Annotated in this window: 17 protein-coding genes; 14 read left to right on the plus strand and 3 right to left on the minus strand. The window is 67.1% G+C overall.

From position 1 onward, the window contains the following. The first annotated feature begins 155 nt into the window (after positions 1-155). From ACWDGI_RS13260 to ACWDGI_RS13280, 5 genes are all read left to right on the plus strand, one after another. Positions 156-500, plus strand: a complete 345-nt coding sequence (locus tag ACWDGI_RS13260) for a carboxymuconolactone decarboxylase family protein (RefSeq protein WP_450758392.1) — start codon at positions 156-158, stop codon at positions 498-500. A 73-nt stretch (positions 501-573) separates the two neighbouring features. After that, on the plus strand, positions 574-984 hold the full coding sequence (locus tag ACWDGI_RS13265) for a (R)-mandelonitrile lyase (RefSeq protein WP_450758394.1): 411 nt from the start codon (positions 574-576) through the stop codon (positions 982-984). A 51-nt stretch (positions 985-1,035) separates the two neighbouring features. Next, on the plus strand, positions 1,036-2,052 hold the full coding sequence (locus ACWDGI_RS13270; RefSeq protein ID WP_450758396.1) for a zinc-dependent alcohol dehydrogenase family protein: 1,017 nt from the start codon (positions 1,036-1,038) through the stop codon (positions 2,050-2,052). Positions 2,053-2,092: 40 nt separating this feature from the next. Then, entirely contained in the window at positions 2,093-2,863 is a 771-nt protein-coding gene (locus tag ACWDGI_RS13275; protein WP_450758398.1) for a glucose 1-dehydrogenase, read from the plus strand. Between the two features lie 130 nt (positions 2,864-2,993). Next, positions 2,994-4,385, plus strand: a complete 1,392-nt coding sequence (locus ACWDGI_RS13280) for an MFS transporter (RefSeq protein WP_450758400.1) — start codon at positions 2,994-2,996, stop codon at positions 4,383-4,385. Positions 4,386-4,468: 83 nt separating this feature from the next. Here ACWDGI_RS13280 and ACWDGI_RS13285 read toward each other — a convergent pair whose 3' ends face one another. Next, a complete protein-coding gene (locus ACWDGI_RS13285; protein WP_450758401.1) occupies positions 4,469-4,672 on the minus strand; it encodes a hypothetical protein in 204 nt (67 codons plus the stop codon). 213 nt (positions 4,673-4,885) lie between these two features. Next, positions 4,886-5,719 carry a hypothetical protein gene (locus tag ACWDGI_RS13290; RefSeq protein ID WP_450758403.1) on the minus strand — a complete coding sequence of 278 codons (834 nt, stop codon included), beginning with the start codon at positions 5,717-5,719 and terminating at the stop codon, positions 4,886-4,888. A gap of 1,254 nt (positions 5,720-6,973) precedes the next feature. Here ACWDGI_RS13290 and ACWDGI_RS13295 point away from each other — a divergent pair. The 9 genes from ACWDGI_RS13295 to ACWDGI_RS13335 all read left to right on the plus strand — a co-directional run bounded on the left by ACWDGI_RS13295 (position 6,974) and on the right by ACWDGI_RS13335 (position 14,739). Further along, on the plus strand, positions 6,974-7,516 hold the full coding sequence (locus tag ACWDGI_RS13295; protein WP_450758405.1) for a hypothetical protein: 543 nt from the start codon (positions 6,974-6,976) through the stop codon (positions 7,514-7,516). Between the two features lie 75 nt (positions 7,517-7,591). Then, the gene (locus tag ACWDGI_RS13300) at positions 7,592-8,611 is read left to right on the plus strand and encodes an ATP-grasp domain-containing protein (protein WP_450758406.1); all 1,020 of its coding nucleotides are present in this window, start codon (positions 7,592-7,594) and stop codon (positions 8,609-8,611) included. Positions 8,612-8,613: 2 nt separating this feature from the next. After that, positions 8,614-9,354 carry a PIG-L deacetylase family protein gene (locus ACWDGI_RS13305; protein ID WP_450758408.1) on the plus strand — a complete coding sequence of 247 codons (741 nt, stop codon included), beginning with the start codon at positions 8,614-8,616 and terminating at the stop codon, positions 9,352-9,354. Further along, positions 9,339-9,851 carry an NUDIX domain-containing protein gene (locus tag ACWDGI_RS13310; protein WP_450758410.1) on the plus strand — a complete coding sequence of 171 codons (513 nt, stop codon included), beginning with the start codon at positions 9,339-9,341 and terminating at the stop codon, positions 9,849-9,851. Before ACWDGI_RS13305 ends, ACWDGI_RS13310 begins: the two co-directional genes overlap by 16 nt. Next, on the plus strand, positions 9,841-10,803 hold the full coding sequence (locus ACWDGI_RS13315) for a nucleoside hydrolase (protein ID WP_450758412.1): 963 nt from the start codon (positions 9,841-9,843) through the stop codon (positions 10,801-10,803). The genes ACWDGI_RS13310 and ACWDGI_RS13315 overlap by 11 nt, the downstream gene beginning before the upstream one ends. Next, the gene (locus ACWDGI_RS13320; protein WP_450758414.1) at positions 10,800-11,681 is read left to right on the plus strand and encodes a glycosyltransferase family 2 protein; all 882 of its coding nucleotides are present in this window, start codon (positions 10,800-10,802) and stop codon (positions 11,679-11,681) included. The genes ACWDGI_RS13315 and ACWDGI_RS13320 overlap by 4 nt, the downstream gene beginning before the upstream one ends. Beyond that, positions 11,682-12,503, plus strand: a complete 822-nt coding sequence (locus tag ACWDGI_RS13325; RefSeq protein ID WP_450758416.1) for an HAD hydrolase family protein — start codon at positions 11,682-11,684, stop codon at positions 12,501-12,503. 83 nt (positions 12,504-12,586) lie between these two features. Next, complete coding sequence (locus tag ACWDGI_RS13330) at positions 12,587-13,780, plus strand: sugar efflux transporter (RefSeq protein ID WP_450758509.1); 1,194 nt, start codon at positions 12,587-12,589, stop codon at positions 13,778-13,780. A gap of 125 nt (positions 13,781-13,905) precedes the next feature. Further along, positions 13,906-14,739, plus strand: a complete 834-nt coding sequence (locus ACWDGI_RS13335) for a glycosyltransferase family 2 protein (RefSeq protein ID WP_450758418.1) — start codon at positions 13,906-13,908, stop codon at positions 14,737-14,739. A gap of 418 nt (positions 14,740-15,157) precedes the next feature. On the opposite strand, the gene ACWDGI_RS13340 is transcribed toward ACWDGI_RS13335, so the two are convergent. Continuing rightward, positions 15,158-16,123, minus strand: a complete 966-nt coding sequence (locus ACWDGI_RS13340) for a pirin family protein (protein ID WP_450758420.1) — start codon at positions 16,121-16,123, stop codon at positions 15,158-15,160. Between the last annotated feature and the right edge of the window lie 61 nt (positions 16,124-16,184).

Below are 16,184 nucleotides of genomic sequence, written 5' to 3' on the forward strand. Positions count from 1 at the left end.
GGCACGGCGTTGCCACGCGTCGACTTGTGAGGCGGCCCTCCGGACGGATGGCGTGGGCCGTGACGGTCACGCCGGATGAAGACATCGCGCCAGTTCTCGCCGGGGTGCCCCGCGAGCGATCGGCCCCCGACAGATCAGAGCGGAAGGACGAACCGATGACGGACGAGAAGAACGAGAAGGACGTGCACCGTCCCGCAGGGCCGCGACAGCAGTTCGGGGACATCGCGCCGGCGCTGGCCGGCTACAGCGAGGACGTGCTGTTCGGACAGGTGTGGGAGAACCCGGACCTGGCCGCACGGGACCGGAGCCTGGTGACCGTGGCCAGTCTCGTCACCAGCGGGAGCACGGAACAGCTCGCCTTCCACCTGCGGCGCGCCCGGGACAACGGCGTGAGCGAGAAGGAACTGATCGAGACCATCACTCACCTTGCCTTTTATGCCGGATGGCCCAGGGCCATGTCCGCACTGACCGCGGCGCGGGACGCCTTCGCGGACTTCTGACGGTCTCGCGCCTCCGCCTCTTCCGATCGACGGCCGCCGTGGACGTACCGCGACGGTCCGCAAGGAGCACAGCATGGAGATTCTCAAGCAACCGCCGACCATGAAGCTGCCGGCCGAGATGTTCACCGGCGACGCCTGGGCGGACGTGATCCACCGGGGCGAGGACCCCTCCCGCGCCCGGACCAACATGGTGCGTTTCGCGCCTGGCGCCCGCACCGCCTGGCACAGCCACGGCCTGGGCCAGACGCTGTACATCGTCGAGGGCATCGCCCTGATCCAGTCCCGCGGTGGCGGGATCGTCGAGGCACGCCCCGGCGACGTGATCTTCACCGCGGCCGGCGAGGAGCACTGGCACGGTGCCGCCCCCGACCGCTTCATGGCCCACATCGCCCTGTGGGAGGGCGACGACGTCGACTGGCTGGAGCACGTCACCGACGCCGAGTACGACGGCCCACGCACCAGGACCCCCGGCGCCGCCCACTGACCGGCCCTCTCCCGCGCCCGCCACGAAACCACGAACCACGAACGGGAAACCATGCGCGCGACCATGCTCCACGCCCCCGGTGACATCCGGGTCGAAGACCTGCCCGAGCCCAAGATCCTCCAGCCGACCGATGCGGTGATCCGTACCGTGGCCGCCTGCGTCTGCGGCTCCGACCTCTGGGACTACCGCGGTGTCAACGAGGTCCCCGAGCCCACCCCGATCGGCCACGAATACGTCGGCATCGTCGAGGCCGTCGGCGGCGACGTCCGCACGATCGCGCCCGGACAGTTCGTCGTCGGCTCGTTCTTCGCCAGCGACAACACCTGTCCCCACTGCGCGAACGGCTATCAGACCAGTTGCCTGCACCGCGAGTTCGTCGGCGGCTGCCAGGCCGAGTACGTCCGGGTCCCGCTCGCCGACGGCACCCTCGTGGCCACCGACGGCCTGCCCGCCGACGAGCATGTGACCGGCCTGCTGGCCTGCTCGGACGTCATGGGGACCGGCTGGTACGCGGCCGTGGCCGCCGAGGTACGGCCCGGCCAGACCGTCGTGGTCGTCGGCGACGGCGCGGTGGGGCTGTGCGCGGTCATCGCGGCCAGGGAACTGGGCGCCGAGCGGATCATCGCGATGAGCCGGCACGAGTCCCGCCAGGAGCTGGCCCGCGGCTTCGGCGCCACGGACGTCGTCGCCGAACGCGGCGAAGAGGGCGTGGACCGGATCAAGGAGCTCACCGCCGGCATCGGCGCCGATGCCGTACTCGAATGCGTGGGCACCGCCGAGTCCATGAGCCAGGCCCTTCACTCCACCCGGCCCGGCGGCAACGTCGGCTTCGTCGGCGTCCCTCACGACGTGGTCGTCGACGGCCAGGAACTCTTCTTCTCCCACGTCGCCCTGCGCGGCGGCCCGGCCCCGGTACGCCGTTTCCTGCCCGACCTGATCGAACGGGTCCAGACGGGCCGGATCGACCCGGGCAAGGTCTTCGACCTCGCCCTGCCGCTCGACGAGGCGGCGGAGGGCTACCGGGCCATGGACGAACGACGGGCCGTCAAGGCCCTGCTGCGTCCGTGACCCACGCCCACCCGATACCTGACGATGGGAAGCACGCACCATGAACCCGACCTATGACTACACCGGCCAGGTGGCCCTCGTCACCGGTGCGGCCTCCGGCATGGGTCTCGCCACCGCCCGCGCCTTCGCCGAGGCCGGCGCCGCCGTCGTCCTGGCCGACATCGACGAGAAGGCCGTACAGCAGGCGGCCGACGAACTGACGGCGGCCGGGCACCAGGCGATCGGCGTCGCCTGCGACGTCACGGACGAGGACCGGGCCGCCGCGATGGTCGACCGCGCGGTCGCGACCTACGGCCGCCTCGACATGGCGTTCAACAACGCCGGTGTACAGGCGCCGCCCAGCGACGCTGCCGACGAGACGGCCGCGAACTTCGACCACGTCAATGCCGTCAATCTGCGCGGCATCTGGGCCGCCCAGAAGCACGAACTGCGCCGGATGCGACAGCAGGACAGCGGCGGCGCCATCGTCAACTGCTCGTCCCTGGGCGGCCTGGTGGGCCTGCCGGAGCGTGCCGCCTACCACGCGTCCAAGCACGGTGTGATCGGCCTGACCAAGAGCGCCGCGGTCGAGTACGCCCCCAAGGGCGTCCGGATCAACGCGGTGTGCCCCGGCGTGATCGACACCCCGATGGTCGCGGACATGCTCGAAGGCCAGGCCGAGGCCATGGCGGAGATCATGAAGCAGCAGCCGATCGGACGGCTGGGCCGGCCCGACGAGATCGCCGCGGCTGTCCTGTGGCTGTGCAGTCCCGCCGCGAGCCTCGTCGTCGGGGTCGCGCTGCCCGTCGACGGCGGATACACCACGCACTGAACAACCACCGTTTCGCACGGCCGAGACCGAGACCGAGACGGCGCGGACGCAGCGCCTCACCGTGCCGTTCGGTCTCGCCCGGCCGTGGCGACTTTCCCCTCTCGTCACGCGATCGAGGAGATCACCGTCCATGTCCACCCCACTCACCACATCGCCGTCCGCCACTGGTGACGTCGCCGGACCGAGTGGCTCCTCCACCGCCGCGTTGGCGGCGGCCGTGCTGGGCTTCTTCGTCATCACCCTCGACGCCCTGATCGTCAATGTGACCCTGCCCGCCATCCGTGACGATCTCGGCGGAGGAACAACCGGGCTGCAGTGGGTGATGGACGGCTACACCCTCTTGTTCGCCGCACTGCTCCTGTCCGCCGGTGTCGTCAGCGACCGTGCCGGTGCCCACCGCGCCTTCGGTACGGGCATGGCCGTGTTCGTGGTCGCGTCGGCGGCCGGCGGTCTGGCACCGACCCTGGCCCTGCTGGTCGCCGCCCGCCTCGTCCAGGGCGCGGGCGCCGCGACGATGCTGCCCTCCTCGCTCACCCTGATCCGGGAGGCGTATCCCGATCCCGTCCGGCGCGGCCGGGCGATCGCCGTGTGGACCGTCGCCGGCTCGGTGGCGGCCGCGGCCGGTCCGGTCGCGGGCGGCGCCCTCAGCGTGGTCAGTTGGCGGATGATCTTCTTCGTCAACCTGCCGATCGGCGTAGCGGCACTCCTGCTCCTGACCCGTGCTCCGCGCTCGCCGCGCCGGCGGGCTCCGCTGGACCGCACCGGGCAAGTTTCCGCCGTACTCGCCATGGGCGGGTTCACGTTCGCCGTGATCGAGGCCGGCGCCGACGGCTTCGGCGCCCCTCGGGTCGTCGCGGCCTTCGCCGTCGCCGCACCGGCCCTGGCCGTCTTCCTCGTGGCGCAGGTCAGGGGCAGGCACCCGATGGTGCCGCCGGATCTGTTCCGTTCCCGCGCCGTACTGGTCGCCTCCGGCAACGGCTTCGCCTTCATGGCCGGCCTCAGCGGCACGGTCTTCCTCAACAGCCTCTATCTCCAGCAGGAACGCGGCCTGTCGGCCCTTGCCGCCGGTCTGGTCTTCGTGCCCATGACCGTTCTGTCCGCGTTCCTGGGCGTCCCCACGGCGTGTGTCACCGAACGACTCGGACCGTCGGTGCCCATCATCGGCGGTCTGTCCCTGATGAGCGTCGGTCTGGTCGTCCTGGCCGCGCTGCCGGCTTCCGCCCCCGTCTGGTTGACGGCCCTGGCCATGATCCCGGTCGGAATCTGCGGACCGCTCGCTATGCAGCCGACCACCGGCCTCCTCCTCGAAAGCGTCCCCGCGCACCGCTCCGGGGTGGCCGGCGGCGTGTTCAACACCAGCCGCCAGATCGGCGGCGCTCTGGCCGTGGCCGTCTTCGGCACTCTGCTGGCGAGCCAGGCGAACCCGCTGGACGGCCTGCGCGCAGGCCTGCTGACAGCCGCCGCTCTCACCCTTACCGCCGCGGTCGCCAACCTGTGGCTCCCACGCCCTTCCCGATCCTGACCGGGCGCGTCCGACTTGCCGCCCCAACGCCCTTCACCGCAAGGACAATTGGATCGTGACGTTGGTGGGGAGGCCCTGGATGTTCATGCCCGAACCGTTGTTGCGGAGAAGTCGCTGTCCGCGATGGTGATGTTCCGGCTGTCGCCGGCGACGTGCAGTCCGGTGCCGACCAACGAGTCGCTCATCCTGCTGTTCACGATCATGACGTTCGTGCAGCGCGGCAGATACACGTTGTGCAGCCAGAAGGCGATGCCGTTGTGGTGGACGTCGACGCCGTCCAGGGTCACGCCGGTGGTTCCCTTGATGGCTCGGCGCCGGCGCCGTTCACCTGCCGTCCCTCGTCGTCGTCGATCTCGCGAACCCGTACACGCTCAGCCACCCGCACAGCATGACGCACTACGCGCCGCCCAGATCACATCCGAACGGCGCATCGCTGCCCCTGAAGGAAGCGTCATGAATCAGGCTCTGTTCCGTAGCCGGTGGTGCCGCTGTGTCCTCGCCTAAGGTCGCCAATTCGGGTTGTTGCGTGCCGACTCGTGACGGCCGTATTTCGCGTGCCCGAAGCGGTGATACTCGAATATCTGTTCGGCCCATACGGGGTCGAAGGGAAGGTGGCTGCGCAAGGAGTTCACCTTGCCGATGATTCCCTTCTTCTCCGCACGGTTGAAATCGGATATGGCGGCGAGTTCGCCTGTCTCCTCGACGATGGAAAGAATGTCATCGAAGTAGCTGGTGACGCGCGGCAACAGGTGCTCGTCGTCCGCGTCACGGAACAGTGTCAGGGCCGATGTGGTGGAGGAGTAATAGTCCAGGTCGAACGAGACGAACCCCAGAGGGTTCCTGGTCAGGTGATCGGCGTGGGTGCGAAGGAACTTGGGTACCGTCTCCGACACGTCGCCGAGCACGAGTTGGGCCGAACCGGCGAGACGAGCGAGCAACTCGCCCTTTCTCAGCTGGTATTGGCCCTGCGTCCACATGTATGGCACATCTCGGTAGTCGGTGGAGTCAGGCAGCCCGTGACCGGTGTCGAAGCCGAAGACGTGGACGTCAATGCCGCTGCTGGTGGAGTAGCGCCGCGCGTGCCGACTCAAGGCCTCAAGGCCGCCACCCTCCCCTACGCCGAACTCCAGAACGGTCACTCCGCCATGCCCCAGCGAGCGAGCCAACTCCACGGCTTTACGCACGCCGTAGGCGTACATGGGCCGGTCCACGAGGCCGAAGGAGTAACGCAGGTCGTCCGAGAGCACCGGGATGCGCTCCGCGAGCCGAATCATCGACTGCAATCGATATCCCGACATGGACCAGTCCCTCAGCGTGTGGATGATGTCGGGCAAGGTCACTCCTCTTTCTCTCACGATCTTCACAGCGAACAGCTCGGAGTCGGTGGGCGTAAGGGCCGGGGGCAGCGATCGGTCCTCGGTAGCCGCTGGTGATGGCCCGTGCAATTGAGCGGGAACAGGTCGACGACTCTTGGCGCTCCGGCGTTCACCATCCCCCGGGCGGCATCCGACGCCACGCCGCCCGCCAGGACGGCAATCCCCCCGCACCCGGGCCGGGGCCTGACCGGACGGTGGAATGAACTAAGGAGTGTGGCAGTTGAAGGGCCGCTCTCACATCTGGCCACAGTTGCAAACGTAGATCACTGCGGCTGAGTACGGCAGGAAAATTCACGCCGCCCCACCCTTGGGTGTTATGGCCAATTTGTCACCCAATCAGTGGCTATCAGCTGGCGCCTCGAGGCCTGCTCACGCCATGCGGGCAGGCGCCCGGCGAGGCAGCCGCTGCAGTTCAGGGGGCCACGAGACGGAAACCGTTTCCTTCATGAGTTAAATAAAGTCATGCAGTCACGTGGATGACTGATTCTTGCCCCTACCGACAGGACCCCACCGCCACGGGCACCCCCACGCAACAGCCTGCCAGCCAGGGACGCACCCCGATCGGCGACTCCCGGGCGCGAACCTCGACACGGGGTGGCAGTGCACCTTCACCATGAGCGCCCGCCGGCATGTTCGGATTGGCGAGGCCGCTCATCGAGACTGGCGGGCAATCCTCCTGCTCAACCGCCACCCCAGATGCGCTCACACTCCGGTCGGCCAGGAAGGCGCGGGCCACCCGCGTCCCGCGCCAGCAGGACTGGGCGGCCCGTCGAGGCCGTCGAGTCCCATGCGAGACCGTCGGCCACACCGTCGCCCCAGCCAGTCGTTAACCAGCCAATCATCTGACCACACGCCTTTTTTTAAACCATGAAGTAAGACGGTTCGTCTCGGCACCGCCCTGAGCTGCGACTACCGGGCCGCGCACGTTGACCCGTACGGCGCAGGCGCTCCGGCATCGCGCCCGCAAATGCTCCCCATCCGACGACCGAACCGGGACATTCCAACCCATGCATGGGGCGTGAAAGTTCCTACCCCTTCCCGGTGTCGACGATCTACGTTTGCAGTCGTGTTGGAATGAGAAATACCTCGCTGTGAAACCGCGCAAATTCCGACAGAAGCAAGCGCAGGCTTCCGGATAAGTGGCTGTGACGCCCATGAAGTACAAGGAGGAACATGTCCCTTCCGCCGACCACTCGAGATCCTTGGGCAGACGTGACGAGCGTCCGCGGCTTTCAGTGCGATGAACTGATATCCGCTCTTCAGAAATACATCCGCAGGGGGAATCTGGAAGAGACGCTTCTCGTCGCCCGGGAGATGTACGAGACGAGTCCGGAGCTGGAAGCGCACTTGTGGAACCGGCTCCTGGTGATCTCTGTGTCGGACTGCAATGACGGGACGTTCATGCAGACGCTCGTGGTCGAGTCCCTGCATCGCGTGGGCATGCGTATGCAGCGTGGCACCGGCGAGCGCTGGGGCTTCCTCGTCCAGGCTGTCCGTTACCTGGTCGCGTTTCCCAAGGACGAGACCACGGACGAGATCTGCATGTGGTCGCGCCACACGATGAACAAGGGTCTCCGCTCCCCGGTCATCCCGGACTATGCGCTCGACATCCACACCGAAGCGGGTCGCAAGATGGGCCGCGGGATGGCCCACTTCCTCGGAGAAGGCACCGTCATCACCAATCCGTACCCGGGTGCCGACCCGACCTTCGGCGAGCGCGTCCGGGAGATCGTGACCCGAGGAGAGTGGGACTAGCCGCATGCTCGACGGCACTGTTTCCTCCCGCACCACGGCGGGGACATCTGCGAGCTTGAGAATGAAATGGACCATATGCGGATAGTCGTCACGGGAACCGGTGGGGCGTCCGGCTACGCAGTAGCGCTGCAAGCCGAGCAACTCGGGTACGAAGTCCTCTGGGCTGACGCCGATCCCCTCTGCCCTGCACTGCTGGCCAACTCCCACCGGGCGCATCTGCTCCCTCTGGCGTCCGAAGGCGGCGCCTATCTTGAAGCACTGGCGAAGGCCGCGAAGGGGTTCGGAGCCGACTGCGTCAGCTTCAACACGGACGCCGAAGTGCGTTACGCCGCCAGTGAGGTGGACATGCTGACCGAGTTGGGTCTGACGCAGTGGGTTCCTTCACCTGAAACGGTTCGGGTCTGCTCGGACAAGGCAGAGTTCGCCAGCCGCCTGAGCCGGGATTCCCGATTCCGAACGCCGGTCTCCTTCTCCGCTGATGACCTGCGAGCTGGTCTCCTCCCGGCTGCCGGCGTGTTCGTCAAGACGCGCTCGGGCAGCGGCGGGGCGGATTCCATGGTCTGCTCCAGTCGACCGGAGCTGGATGCCTGGCTGGCCCGGAATCCGGATGGACTGATACAGGAAGTACTGGCGGGACAGGAATTCTCTGCCGACTGCCTCTACACGGGCGGCTCGGATCTGCCGCTGGTCGTCACCCGACGGCGGCTGCGGACTCGCGCGGGCATGTCCACGGTCACCGAGACCTTCTGCCACCCGGAGCTCGAGCAGCTCATCGCCGGACTGCTGCAGGAACTTCAGGTCGTAGGGCCCTCCTGTGTGCAGGGATTCCTTCAGCCCGACGGCATCGTCTTCACGGAGATCAACGTACGGTTCGGAGGCGGATGCGCGGCGGCCTTCTGGGGCACGACGCATTTGGTCGAACAGTACCTCGCCTTGCTGACCACCGGAGAGAGAAGGCTGCCTGAAGGGCTGCACGGAAGGCGCGTCTTCACCACGACCAGGCTCGTGCGTGTTCCCAGCTACGAAACAATCCAAGTCAGGCCGGAGACGGAGGAATTCACCGCTCTCATGGAGCCGCGAACGGGGGAGGACTAGAAATGGCGCGTGGGAGCGTGCTCGTAGTTGCGCCACATCCCGATGACGAGACGTTCGGATGCGGAGGCACCATCGCGACGCTGGCGGCCTCCGGCATGGACGTCTATGTGGAGCTCATCGTTCAGCACGGGATCAACACAGGCGGTCCGGCTGCGGCTCGGATCGCTGCCGACCGGGGCACGGAGTTCGCGCTGGCATGCAGCAAGCTGGGCGTCAGCGATTTCCACGTGATGATCGAGGACGGTGATCACCGGGACACCCTGCACACACAGACGGCACGGCTCGTCGAGTCGATAGAGTCCGGCTCTCCCATCTCGATCGACCGTGTGCGGCCACAGCTCGTGCTGTTGCCGGCTCGCGGAGCATTCCACCAGGACCACCAAGTGGCCCACCAGGCGGCATTCGCCGCATGTCGCAACCGCGGAGCCGGGCACCACACGCCGTCCGTGATCCTGGGCTATCAGTGTCCTGAGGATTCATGGAGCTCGCAGCTGGAGCAGGCCACAGCCACCCTCGACATATCCGAGCACTACGGGCAGAAGCAAGCCGCGGTCGCGTGTTATCGCTACCAGACCAAGCCGGACCCGCACCTGCGGTCCATGAGCGGGATCGAGAGGGCCGACGCTGTCCAGGGGGCCGCCATCGGAGTCCCGTACGCGGAATCGTTCGTGACGTACCGGACCGATCTGAAGTTCATCGCCGAGGCGGCAGCAACCCGGGAGCTGGTGTGCGAGAACACCTAGAGGACTGGGAGTGGGCCCAGACCATCGTCAGGTTCACCGACCGGCGGCCTCCGGATGAAGTGGTCCAGAGCGTCCGGGCCATCGCCCTGGTCGAGAACGGTGTGGTGGTCTGCCGGCTCTCCGACGGCACCGCCTTCCTCCCCGGTGGTACGAGAGAGGAAGGTGAGTCTGTCGACGCGTGCATGAGTCGTGAACTCGCCGAAGAGGCGGGTTTCCTCGTGAAGGGGCAACCCCGTTGGTTCGCCGCGCACAGCGGCGTCTCCTACAACCGCGTCCCCTACAAGCCGTACGCCCCTTTCCCGCTGAAGGCCTGGCTGTGGGGAGCGGTCGAAGGGGAGATCGTCGGTCCCCCCACGAACCCCGTCGGCGCCGAACAGGTCGTTTCCGTCAGCGTGCTGCGGCCGCAGGACGCCGTAGACCTTCTCGAGAGCGAAGGGCGCGGCTACGCGCAAGCGCTCCGGTATTGGATGAGCTTGGGAGCCTCCATTGAGTTCTGAGCAGGACCATGGACGCGATCTGATCGTCGACACGGATACGTTGGGCATCAATGACGACGCTCTCGCGCTCCACTATCTCTTCGCCCTGGCGCGGGTCCCTCGCCTGATCACCACGGTCTTCGGGAACGCCACAGCTACCACCTCTGCGCAGCACGCGCAGACGCTGGCATGTGATCACCTTCTGGACATCGATGTCGTAAGCGGGTGCGAGAAACCGCTGTGGTGGTACGAGTCCGTCCGGGAGGACGTGCGCAGGGTCGTCGCGTCCCTGCCGGCGGAGACGTATGTCGCTTCGCTGCGCCCGGACAACGAGGGCTTCTGGAACACCGGTGTCGAGGACGGGCCGGCTGCCGATGCGCTGGCCGCGGCCCTGACGCGATCTCAAGGGTCCGACGTCCTCGCCATCGGTCCCGTCACAAACATCGCTCGGGCCCTGCGGCAGCTCGCGTCCTCCGTCCCGGCGCGGCATCGTCTGTGGATCTCCGGTGGATCCATCACAAGCGGAAACGTGACGGAGCACGCCGAGTTCAACACGTTCGCCGACCCCGAAGCCCTGGAGGAGTGTTTGTCGGCGGGGTGGGAGACCGTGGTGATGATCCCGCTCGAGGTTCTGGAGGCCCCCCGGCTGGTTCCGGTGGCGGTGGACCGGATCAGACGTACCAGCACTCCGCTGGGTGCTGCTCTGGACAAGCTCGAACGCGAGTCGCCGCGGGGTGAAAACAAGGACCGCGAACCCATCTGGGACGTGGTGGCGGCCTCCCTCATGGCGGACAGCACCCTGCCGTACAAGGAAGAGACGGGGACCATCTCCGTCAGCACGGATCTGGCGAACCGCGGGGCCATTCGATTCCGGCAGGGAAGCGGAACGCACCGTCTGGTGACACACATCGATCCCGATGCCGTGGTCCGGCGGTTCGAAGCAGCGGTGAGCCAGCCGAGGAGCTCTCATTGAGCACCGACGCCGTCGACTCCTCGCCTTCCGCCTCCTCCGCCCCCTTGCCTCTGTCCGCGAAAGACCTGACGGTCATCATTCCTGTCCGCGACGATCCCCTGATCTATCGGTGCTTGGCGTCCATCGACGTCCACTGCTCCGTCGTCATCTCCACCAACGGGTCTCCGGACTGGTTCCTCGAGGGATTGACGACGTATGCGAAAGCCGCATCGCATGTGACGGTCCTGAGTACTTCGGAATCCGGAATCGGTCTGGCCTACAATCGCGCGATCATGCAGGCGGTCACGCCGCTGGTTCTCCTCATGGATTCCGACTGCGCGTTCGAGCCGGGAGCCATCGCCTCGATGCTGGCCGAAGCGTCCTTCGCGTTGGTGAAGGGGCGTGTCCAGTTCGAAACCGCAGGCCGCGGCAGCCGGCTGGTAGCCGCGGCGCGACGACTGACGGAAGACCCTCTGGTCACGAAGAAGGTCAACGCCTACAGCCCGCCGCTTCTCTACAGCAGGGACATCGTGGAGAAGATGGGCGGCTACCACTTCAACGCCGCCATGAAGTGGCGCGAGGACCGCGACTTCGAGCTGCGCCGACGGAAGTCGGACATACCGGTCCGACTCGTCCCGCAAGCAGTCATCTGGCACAGGCCTCTCAGTGTACGGGACGACCTGAGAAGCGTCCGGGCATACGGAGTGGGCCAGGCGCACGGTGAATCCCTGAAGGTGCTGCCCGTCATGTCCCTGCGCCACGAGCTGAGGAAGGCATGCACAGTGGCGTGGAGAGGTGCGCGGCGTGGCGAACCCGCCGCAGGGGCCTACGCCGCTCTCAGGAACCTCCTCGTGGTGGCAAGCCGCGGAACTGCTATACGGCGTCAACAGGGGGAATAAGTGATCAGAGCGATCTTCTGCGACCTCGACGGGACGCTCGTGCGCCCGGGTGGGCGCGTCCTCGACGAGGACATCGACCTGCTGCGGAAGGTGACCTCCGGCGGAGTCCGTCTCGTCTTCGTGACAGGGCGCCCCTCACGCTGTCTGTCCGATCTGCCAGCAGCGGTCGAGAAGCTCTCCCGCCACGTCGTCACCTCTAACGGGGCGTCGGAGGTCGTGGACGGCGGTATGCGGATCGTTGCTGCACTGGACGGACAGCGGGTGCGGGACTTCTCCGAAGCGCTCCGCAGGGCCGACCCCAAGGTCAGCTTCGCGACGGAATTCGAGTCCGCATTCGGCTACGAGCCGGGATACGCCTGGTGGCCGGCTACGGATACCGGGGCGGACGGGTTCTGTGCGGACATCGCGGACTTGACCGGCAGCACCCTCCCTATCACGAAACTGCTCTGCCGAAGCGGAGACCTCAATGCCGGGGAGCTGGCCCGCAAGGCGGAGGCCCTGGGGTTCGCTGCCACCATCACCTACTCCTGCAGACCGGAGGAGGGCGGGCCGGTCGAAGTACTGTCGCCTCTCGCCTCCAAGGGACATGCGGTACGGAGGCTCCTCCGGGAGGCGGGCCTGACGCCGGCCGAAGCCGTCGCTTTCGGGGACCGGGCCAACGACATTCCGATGCTTGAATCCGTCGGTGAGGCTGTCGTGATCGGAGCCCCTACCGAACCTCGCCTCTCGGGCTTCGCATCCGCGACTTCGGTCGGCAAATGGCTGGCGGCTCACTACGAGCGCTGGCATACGCATCACTCAGGCATCGGGGGAACAACGTGAAGCTTGCGCGTCCCACCAGCACCGGGGCCGCGAAGGGTGCTGCTCGGGCGCGCCGATCCACCAGGACGGCGACGTCCCTGGGGATCGCCGCCGGATGCTATGCCCTCGCGATGTCAGTCTTCGGTACCACGCTCAGCCTGTTCCTCGCGGACGCCGTGGGTGCGGGACCGGGGCTCATCGGCTTGTACTTCACCGGCTGTGCCGTCGTCGGAATCGGCATCAATCTGGGCATGGGCTGGTTGTCCGACCGGCTGTCCGACAGAAGGATTGCCCTTGCCTCGACCGCGCTGGCAGGAGTCGCTGGCGCACTGATCTTCACGGGTGCCCGTGACTACGCGGTGGTGTTCGCCACCGGGGCCGTGCTCCTCGGCCTCAACGAGGCATACATTTCCCAGTTGTTCGCGTACGTCAAGGACTTCGCCGACGCGACCGGCAGAGAGGTGACCCCGTTCAGTTCCGCGGTGCGGTCGATCTTCTCCGCCGGATGGGTGGTCGGTCCGCCGGTCGGCCTCTTCCTGCTGACCCGCGCGGGGTTCGGCCGCATGTACGCGGTTGCCGCGGCCCTGCTTCTGCTGACCGTGGTCCTCGGCCGCTGGTTCCTGCCGGCCCTGCCATCGCCGCCCCGGCCGGAACCCAAGGACAAGGCCGAGGGCCGTCGTTCGGCCTTGCGCCGCCTTCTTACGACTGTGCCGCCCCGCTCCTGGCTCCTGCTCGGCTCGGTCACGGCGGTCAACGTGGCGAACCAGATGTACCTCATCGCCATCGCTCTGTACGTCACCAAGGATCTGCACCTGTCGGCCTCTTTGGTCGGCCTGATGGCTGGATCCTGCGCGGCGCTGGAGATTCCGCTGATGATCACGGTGGGCCGCCTGGCCGACCGCGTCGGGAAGGTACGGGTCGTGGCCGCCGCCGTGGTCCTCGCCATCATTTTCTTCTGCCTGTTGCCGATGGCGGGCTCGGCTCCCGTATTGATCGCCCTCCAGCTGCCGAACGCCATGTGGATCGCGGTGATCACGAGTATCCCTATGGTGGTGGTGCAACAGGAGGTGCCCGGCGGAACCGGCACGGTGTCCGCGCTCTACTCGTCCACCTTCCCGGCTGCCCAGCTGCTGGCCGGAGCTATCACCGGTGTGGTCGCCGCGCAGACGGGTTACCGCAGCGTCTTCTGGATCTGTGCCGGTCTCTGCGCGCTCGCCGCCGTGCTCCTCCTCTTCCGGATGGCTTTGCAAGGCGCGGGTGACGGTAGCCCGGCGAGCTCGCAGGAGGCAGCGACTTAGCGCGCGGGCAGCATTCGGGGGCCTGTCTGCTTCCCGTTCCTGCCCGCCCCTCCCCTCTCCCTCGGCCCCTTCTTCCCCGTCGAGGGATTACCGAACTGCCCAGATGAAGACGAGAGAGATCTGACGTGACGATCCGTTTCGTATCCGTCGTCGGCGCTGACACCGGCCTGCTGGATGCCGCGATCACGCACTATCGCGCCCTTGGTGTCGAGTCCTTCCACATCGCGCGGCACATCGAGTCATTCGACGACCCTGACTTCCAGCGCTCCCAGGACGTGGTCGCGCGGCACGGCATCTCCTTCGCCGCAGTGCACCAGGGGCCTTGGGACGAGGACCTCAACGGATATCTGATCCGGGCGCAGATGCGGAGGCATCCCAAGGACTGGTGGGTCGTCGCAGACCTTGACGAATTCCATGTCTACGACCGACCGCTCACCGATGTCATCGCCGCGTGCGAAGCCGGCGGATACGACTACGTCAAGGGTGCCCTGCTGGACCGGGTGGCCGCCGACGGCAGTCTGCCGACGTTGAACCCCCACGAATCCATCTGGGCACAGTACCCGCTCGCCGGACTTGTGACGCTGCGCCTGCCGGGAGCCGGATCGTCCAAGGTGACCCTGGCCCGTGGCGACGTACGACTGCACCTCGGACAGCACGGGGCCGAGACTGGGCGGCTCATGCCCGCCGAGGAGGCTTTCCCCCAGGTCCACCATTTCAAATGGAACGACTCGGTGTTGGCCCGGCTCATCCAGCGGGAACAGGCGTACTCGTCCGGCGACTGGCACCTGACCTACCCCGACACCGTGGACGAGTCACGCCGGATGCTCCAGCACCTCGAGGCCAACGGCGGACGTATCGACGTCACCGCGAAGGAACTCTCGCTGCACCGCTGCGGCAGTGCCTACACGGACTACGGACCGTGGCCGGAGCTCGTTCCCCAGCTCAAAACCATCAGATAGAGAACACGCCGGGCCCCGGTTCCTCCCCCGCAGGCCACCTGGACCGGGCCACTCTCGGCAGGCTCCATCACCCTCCCGTTGATCACCATCCGGTGATCAGTCCAACGTCCGCCGCGGAGCCGGTCTTCGGTAGCTGTGATGCCAGTTGTACCCACTCGTCGTTCGTAAGATCGCCCCGCCCCACGACCAACACAATGATCCACGCGAGGCGGCTACTTGATCCGCCGGACAGGCCCTGTGAAGTCAGCGCGGGGTCAGCATCAGTCCGATCAAAGCTGAGTACGGCTGGCGAAGCCTGCACTGCGAGGTGCGGTGGAACGAGCCTGTGGCGGGGAGTTTGCTCCGACTGGATTGCGAACCGGGCGGGGTGTGTTTCACCTCGCCCGGTACTGTGCACGATGGTCTGTGAAATGCCGGCTCAGCGTACTCGACCCCGTGGTTTCAGTGGTGTCGGCGGCAATTCGGGGGCAGGTAGGGGAGCTCCGTCATAGCCCTTCACTTCCCCAAATCGCGACCCGCTCATCCAGTCCTCCCGGGCCTGCTTGATGTCCTCCTGGGTACGCCCGACGAAGTTCCACCACATGATGAGCTCCTCCTCGAACGGCTCGCCGCCCAGGAGCATGATCTCCGCGTCCGACTCGGCGCGCAGCGGCAGTTCGGTGCGGCCGCAGCCGAGGTAGAGCATCGAGCCCGGGACCACCGGGACGCCGTCGACACGCACCTCGCCGGACATCGCCAGCACGCCGTACTCGAAGTCGGACGCCAGGGGCAGGTGCAGGTCCGCCCCCCGCGTCAGCGCCAGGTCGGCCCCGACGATCGGGGTGAACGTCGTACCGGGCGAGGCCGCGCCGTCGAGGGAGCCGAGGATGACCGTCGCGGTGAGGCCAGGCGCGGTGACCGTCGGCAGGTCGGGGTGGTGCTCGAACTTCGGTTCGACGTACCGGTGGGAGTCCGGCAGCGCGACCCACAGTTGGGCGCCGTGCAGGTACCGGGCGTGCGGCCTGGGGCTCTCCTCCGAGTGGCTGATCGCCCGGCCCGAGGTCATCAGCCCGAGTTCACGCGGACGGATCGTCTGCAGGCTGCCGGTCGAGTCGCGGTGCAGCACCTCGCCCTGGTGCAGCCAGCTGACCGTCTGCAGCCCGATGTGCGGGTGCGGCGGGACCTGCATCCCGGGCTCGTCGGCGATGTCGTCGGGGCCGTAGTGGTCGACGAAAGCCCAGGCGCCGATCATGCGGCGGCCGAGGTTCGGCAGCAGCCGGCGCACCTCGGTCGACTCGCCGAGTTGCACGTGGCGGGGGCTCAGCAGCTCGCGGACGGGTTCGGCGACGACGAATCCGCGGCCACCGCACACGCTCGGGACGGGCGCACGGTCAAGGTTGCTCATGCCACCCAACCTAGCGGCCGAACGTCCCGGTTGCCGAGCGGTCGGCCGGGCGTGCGGAACC

Source organism: Streptomyces sp. NPDC001220, assembly GCF_053597895.1.

Coding starts and splice junctions, on each gene's coding strand:
- ACWDGI_RS13260 (WP_450758392.1), top strand. CDS start 156: ATGACGGACGAGAAGAACGAGAAGGACGTGCACCGTCCCGCAGGGCCG.
- ACWDGI_RS13265 (WP_450758394.1), top strand. CDS start 574: ATGGAGATTCTCAAGCAACCGCCGACCATGAAGCTGCCGGCCGAGATG.
- ACWDGI_RS13270 (WP_450758396.1), top strand. CDS start 1,036: ATGCGCGCGACCATGCTCCACGCCCCCGGTGACATCCGGGTCGAAGAC.
- ACWDGI_RS13275 (WP_450758398.1), top strand. CDS start 2,093: ATGAACCCGACCTATGACTACACCGGCCAGGTGGCCCTCGTCACCGGT.
- ACWDGI_RS13280 (WP_450758400.1), top strand. CDS start 2,994: ATGTCCACCCCACTCACCACATCGCCGTCCGCCACTGGTGACGTCGCC.
- ACWDGI_RS13300 (WP_450758406.1), top strand. CDS start 7,592: ATGCGGATAGTCGTCACGGGAACCGGTGGGGCGTCCGGCTACGCAGTA.
- ACWDGI_RS13305 (WP_450758408.1), top strand. CDS start 8,614: ATGGCGCGTGGGAGCGTGCTCGTAGTTGCGCCACATCCCGATGACGAG.
- ACWDGI_RS13340 (WP_450758420.1), bottom strand. CDS start 16,123: ATGAGCAACCTTGACCGTGCGCCCGTCCCGAGCGTGTGCGGTGGCCGC.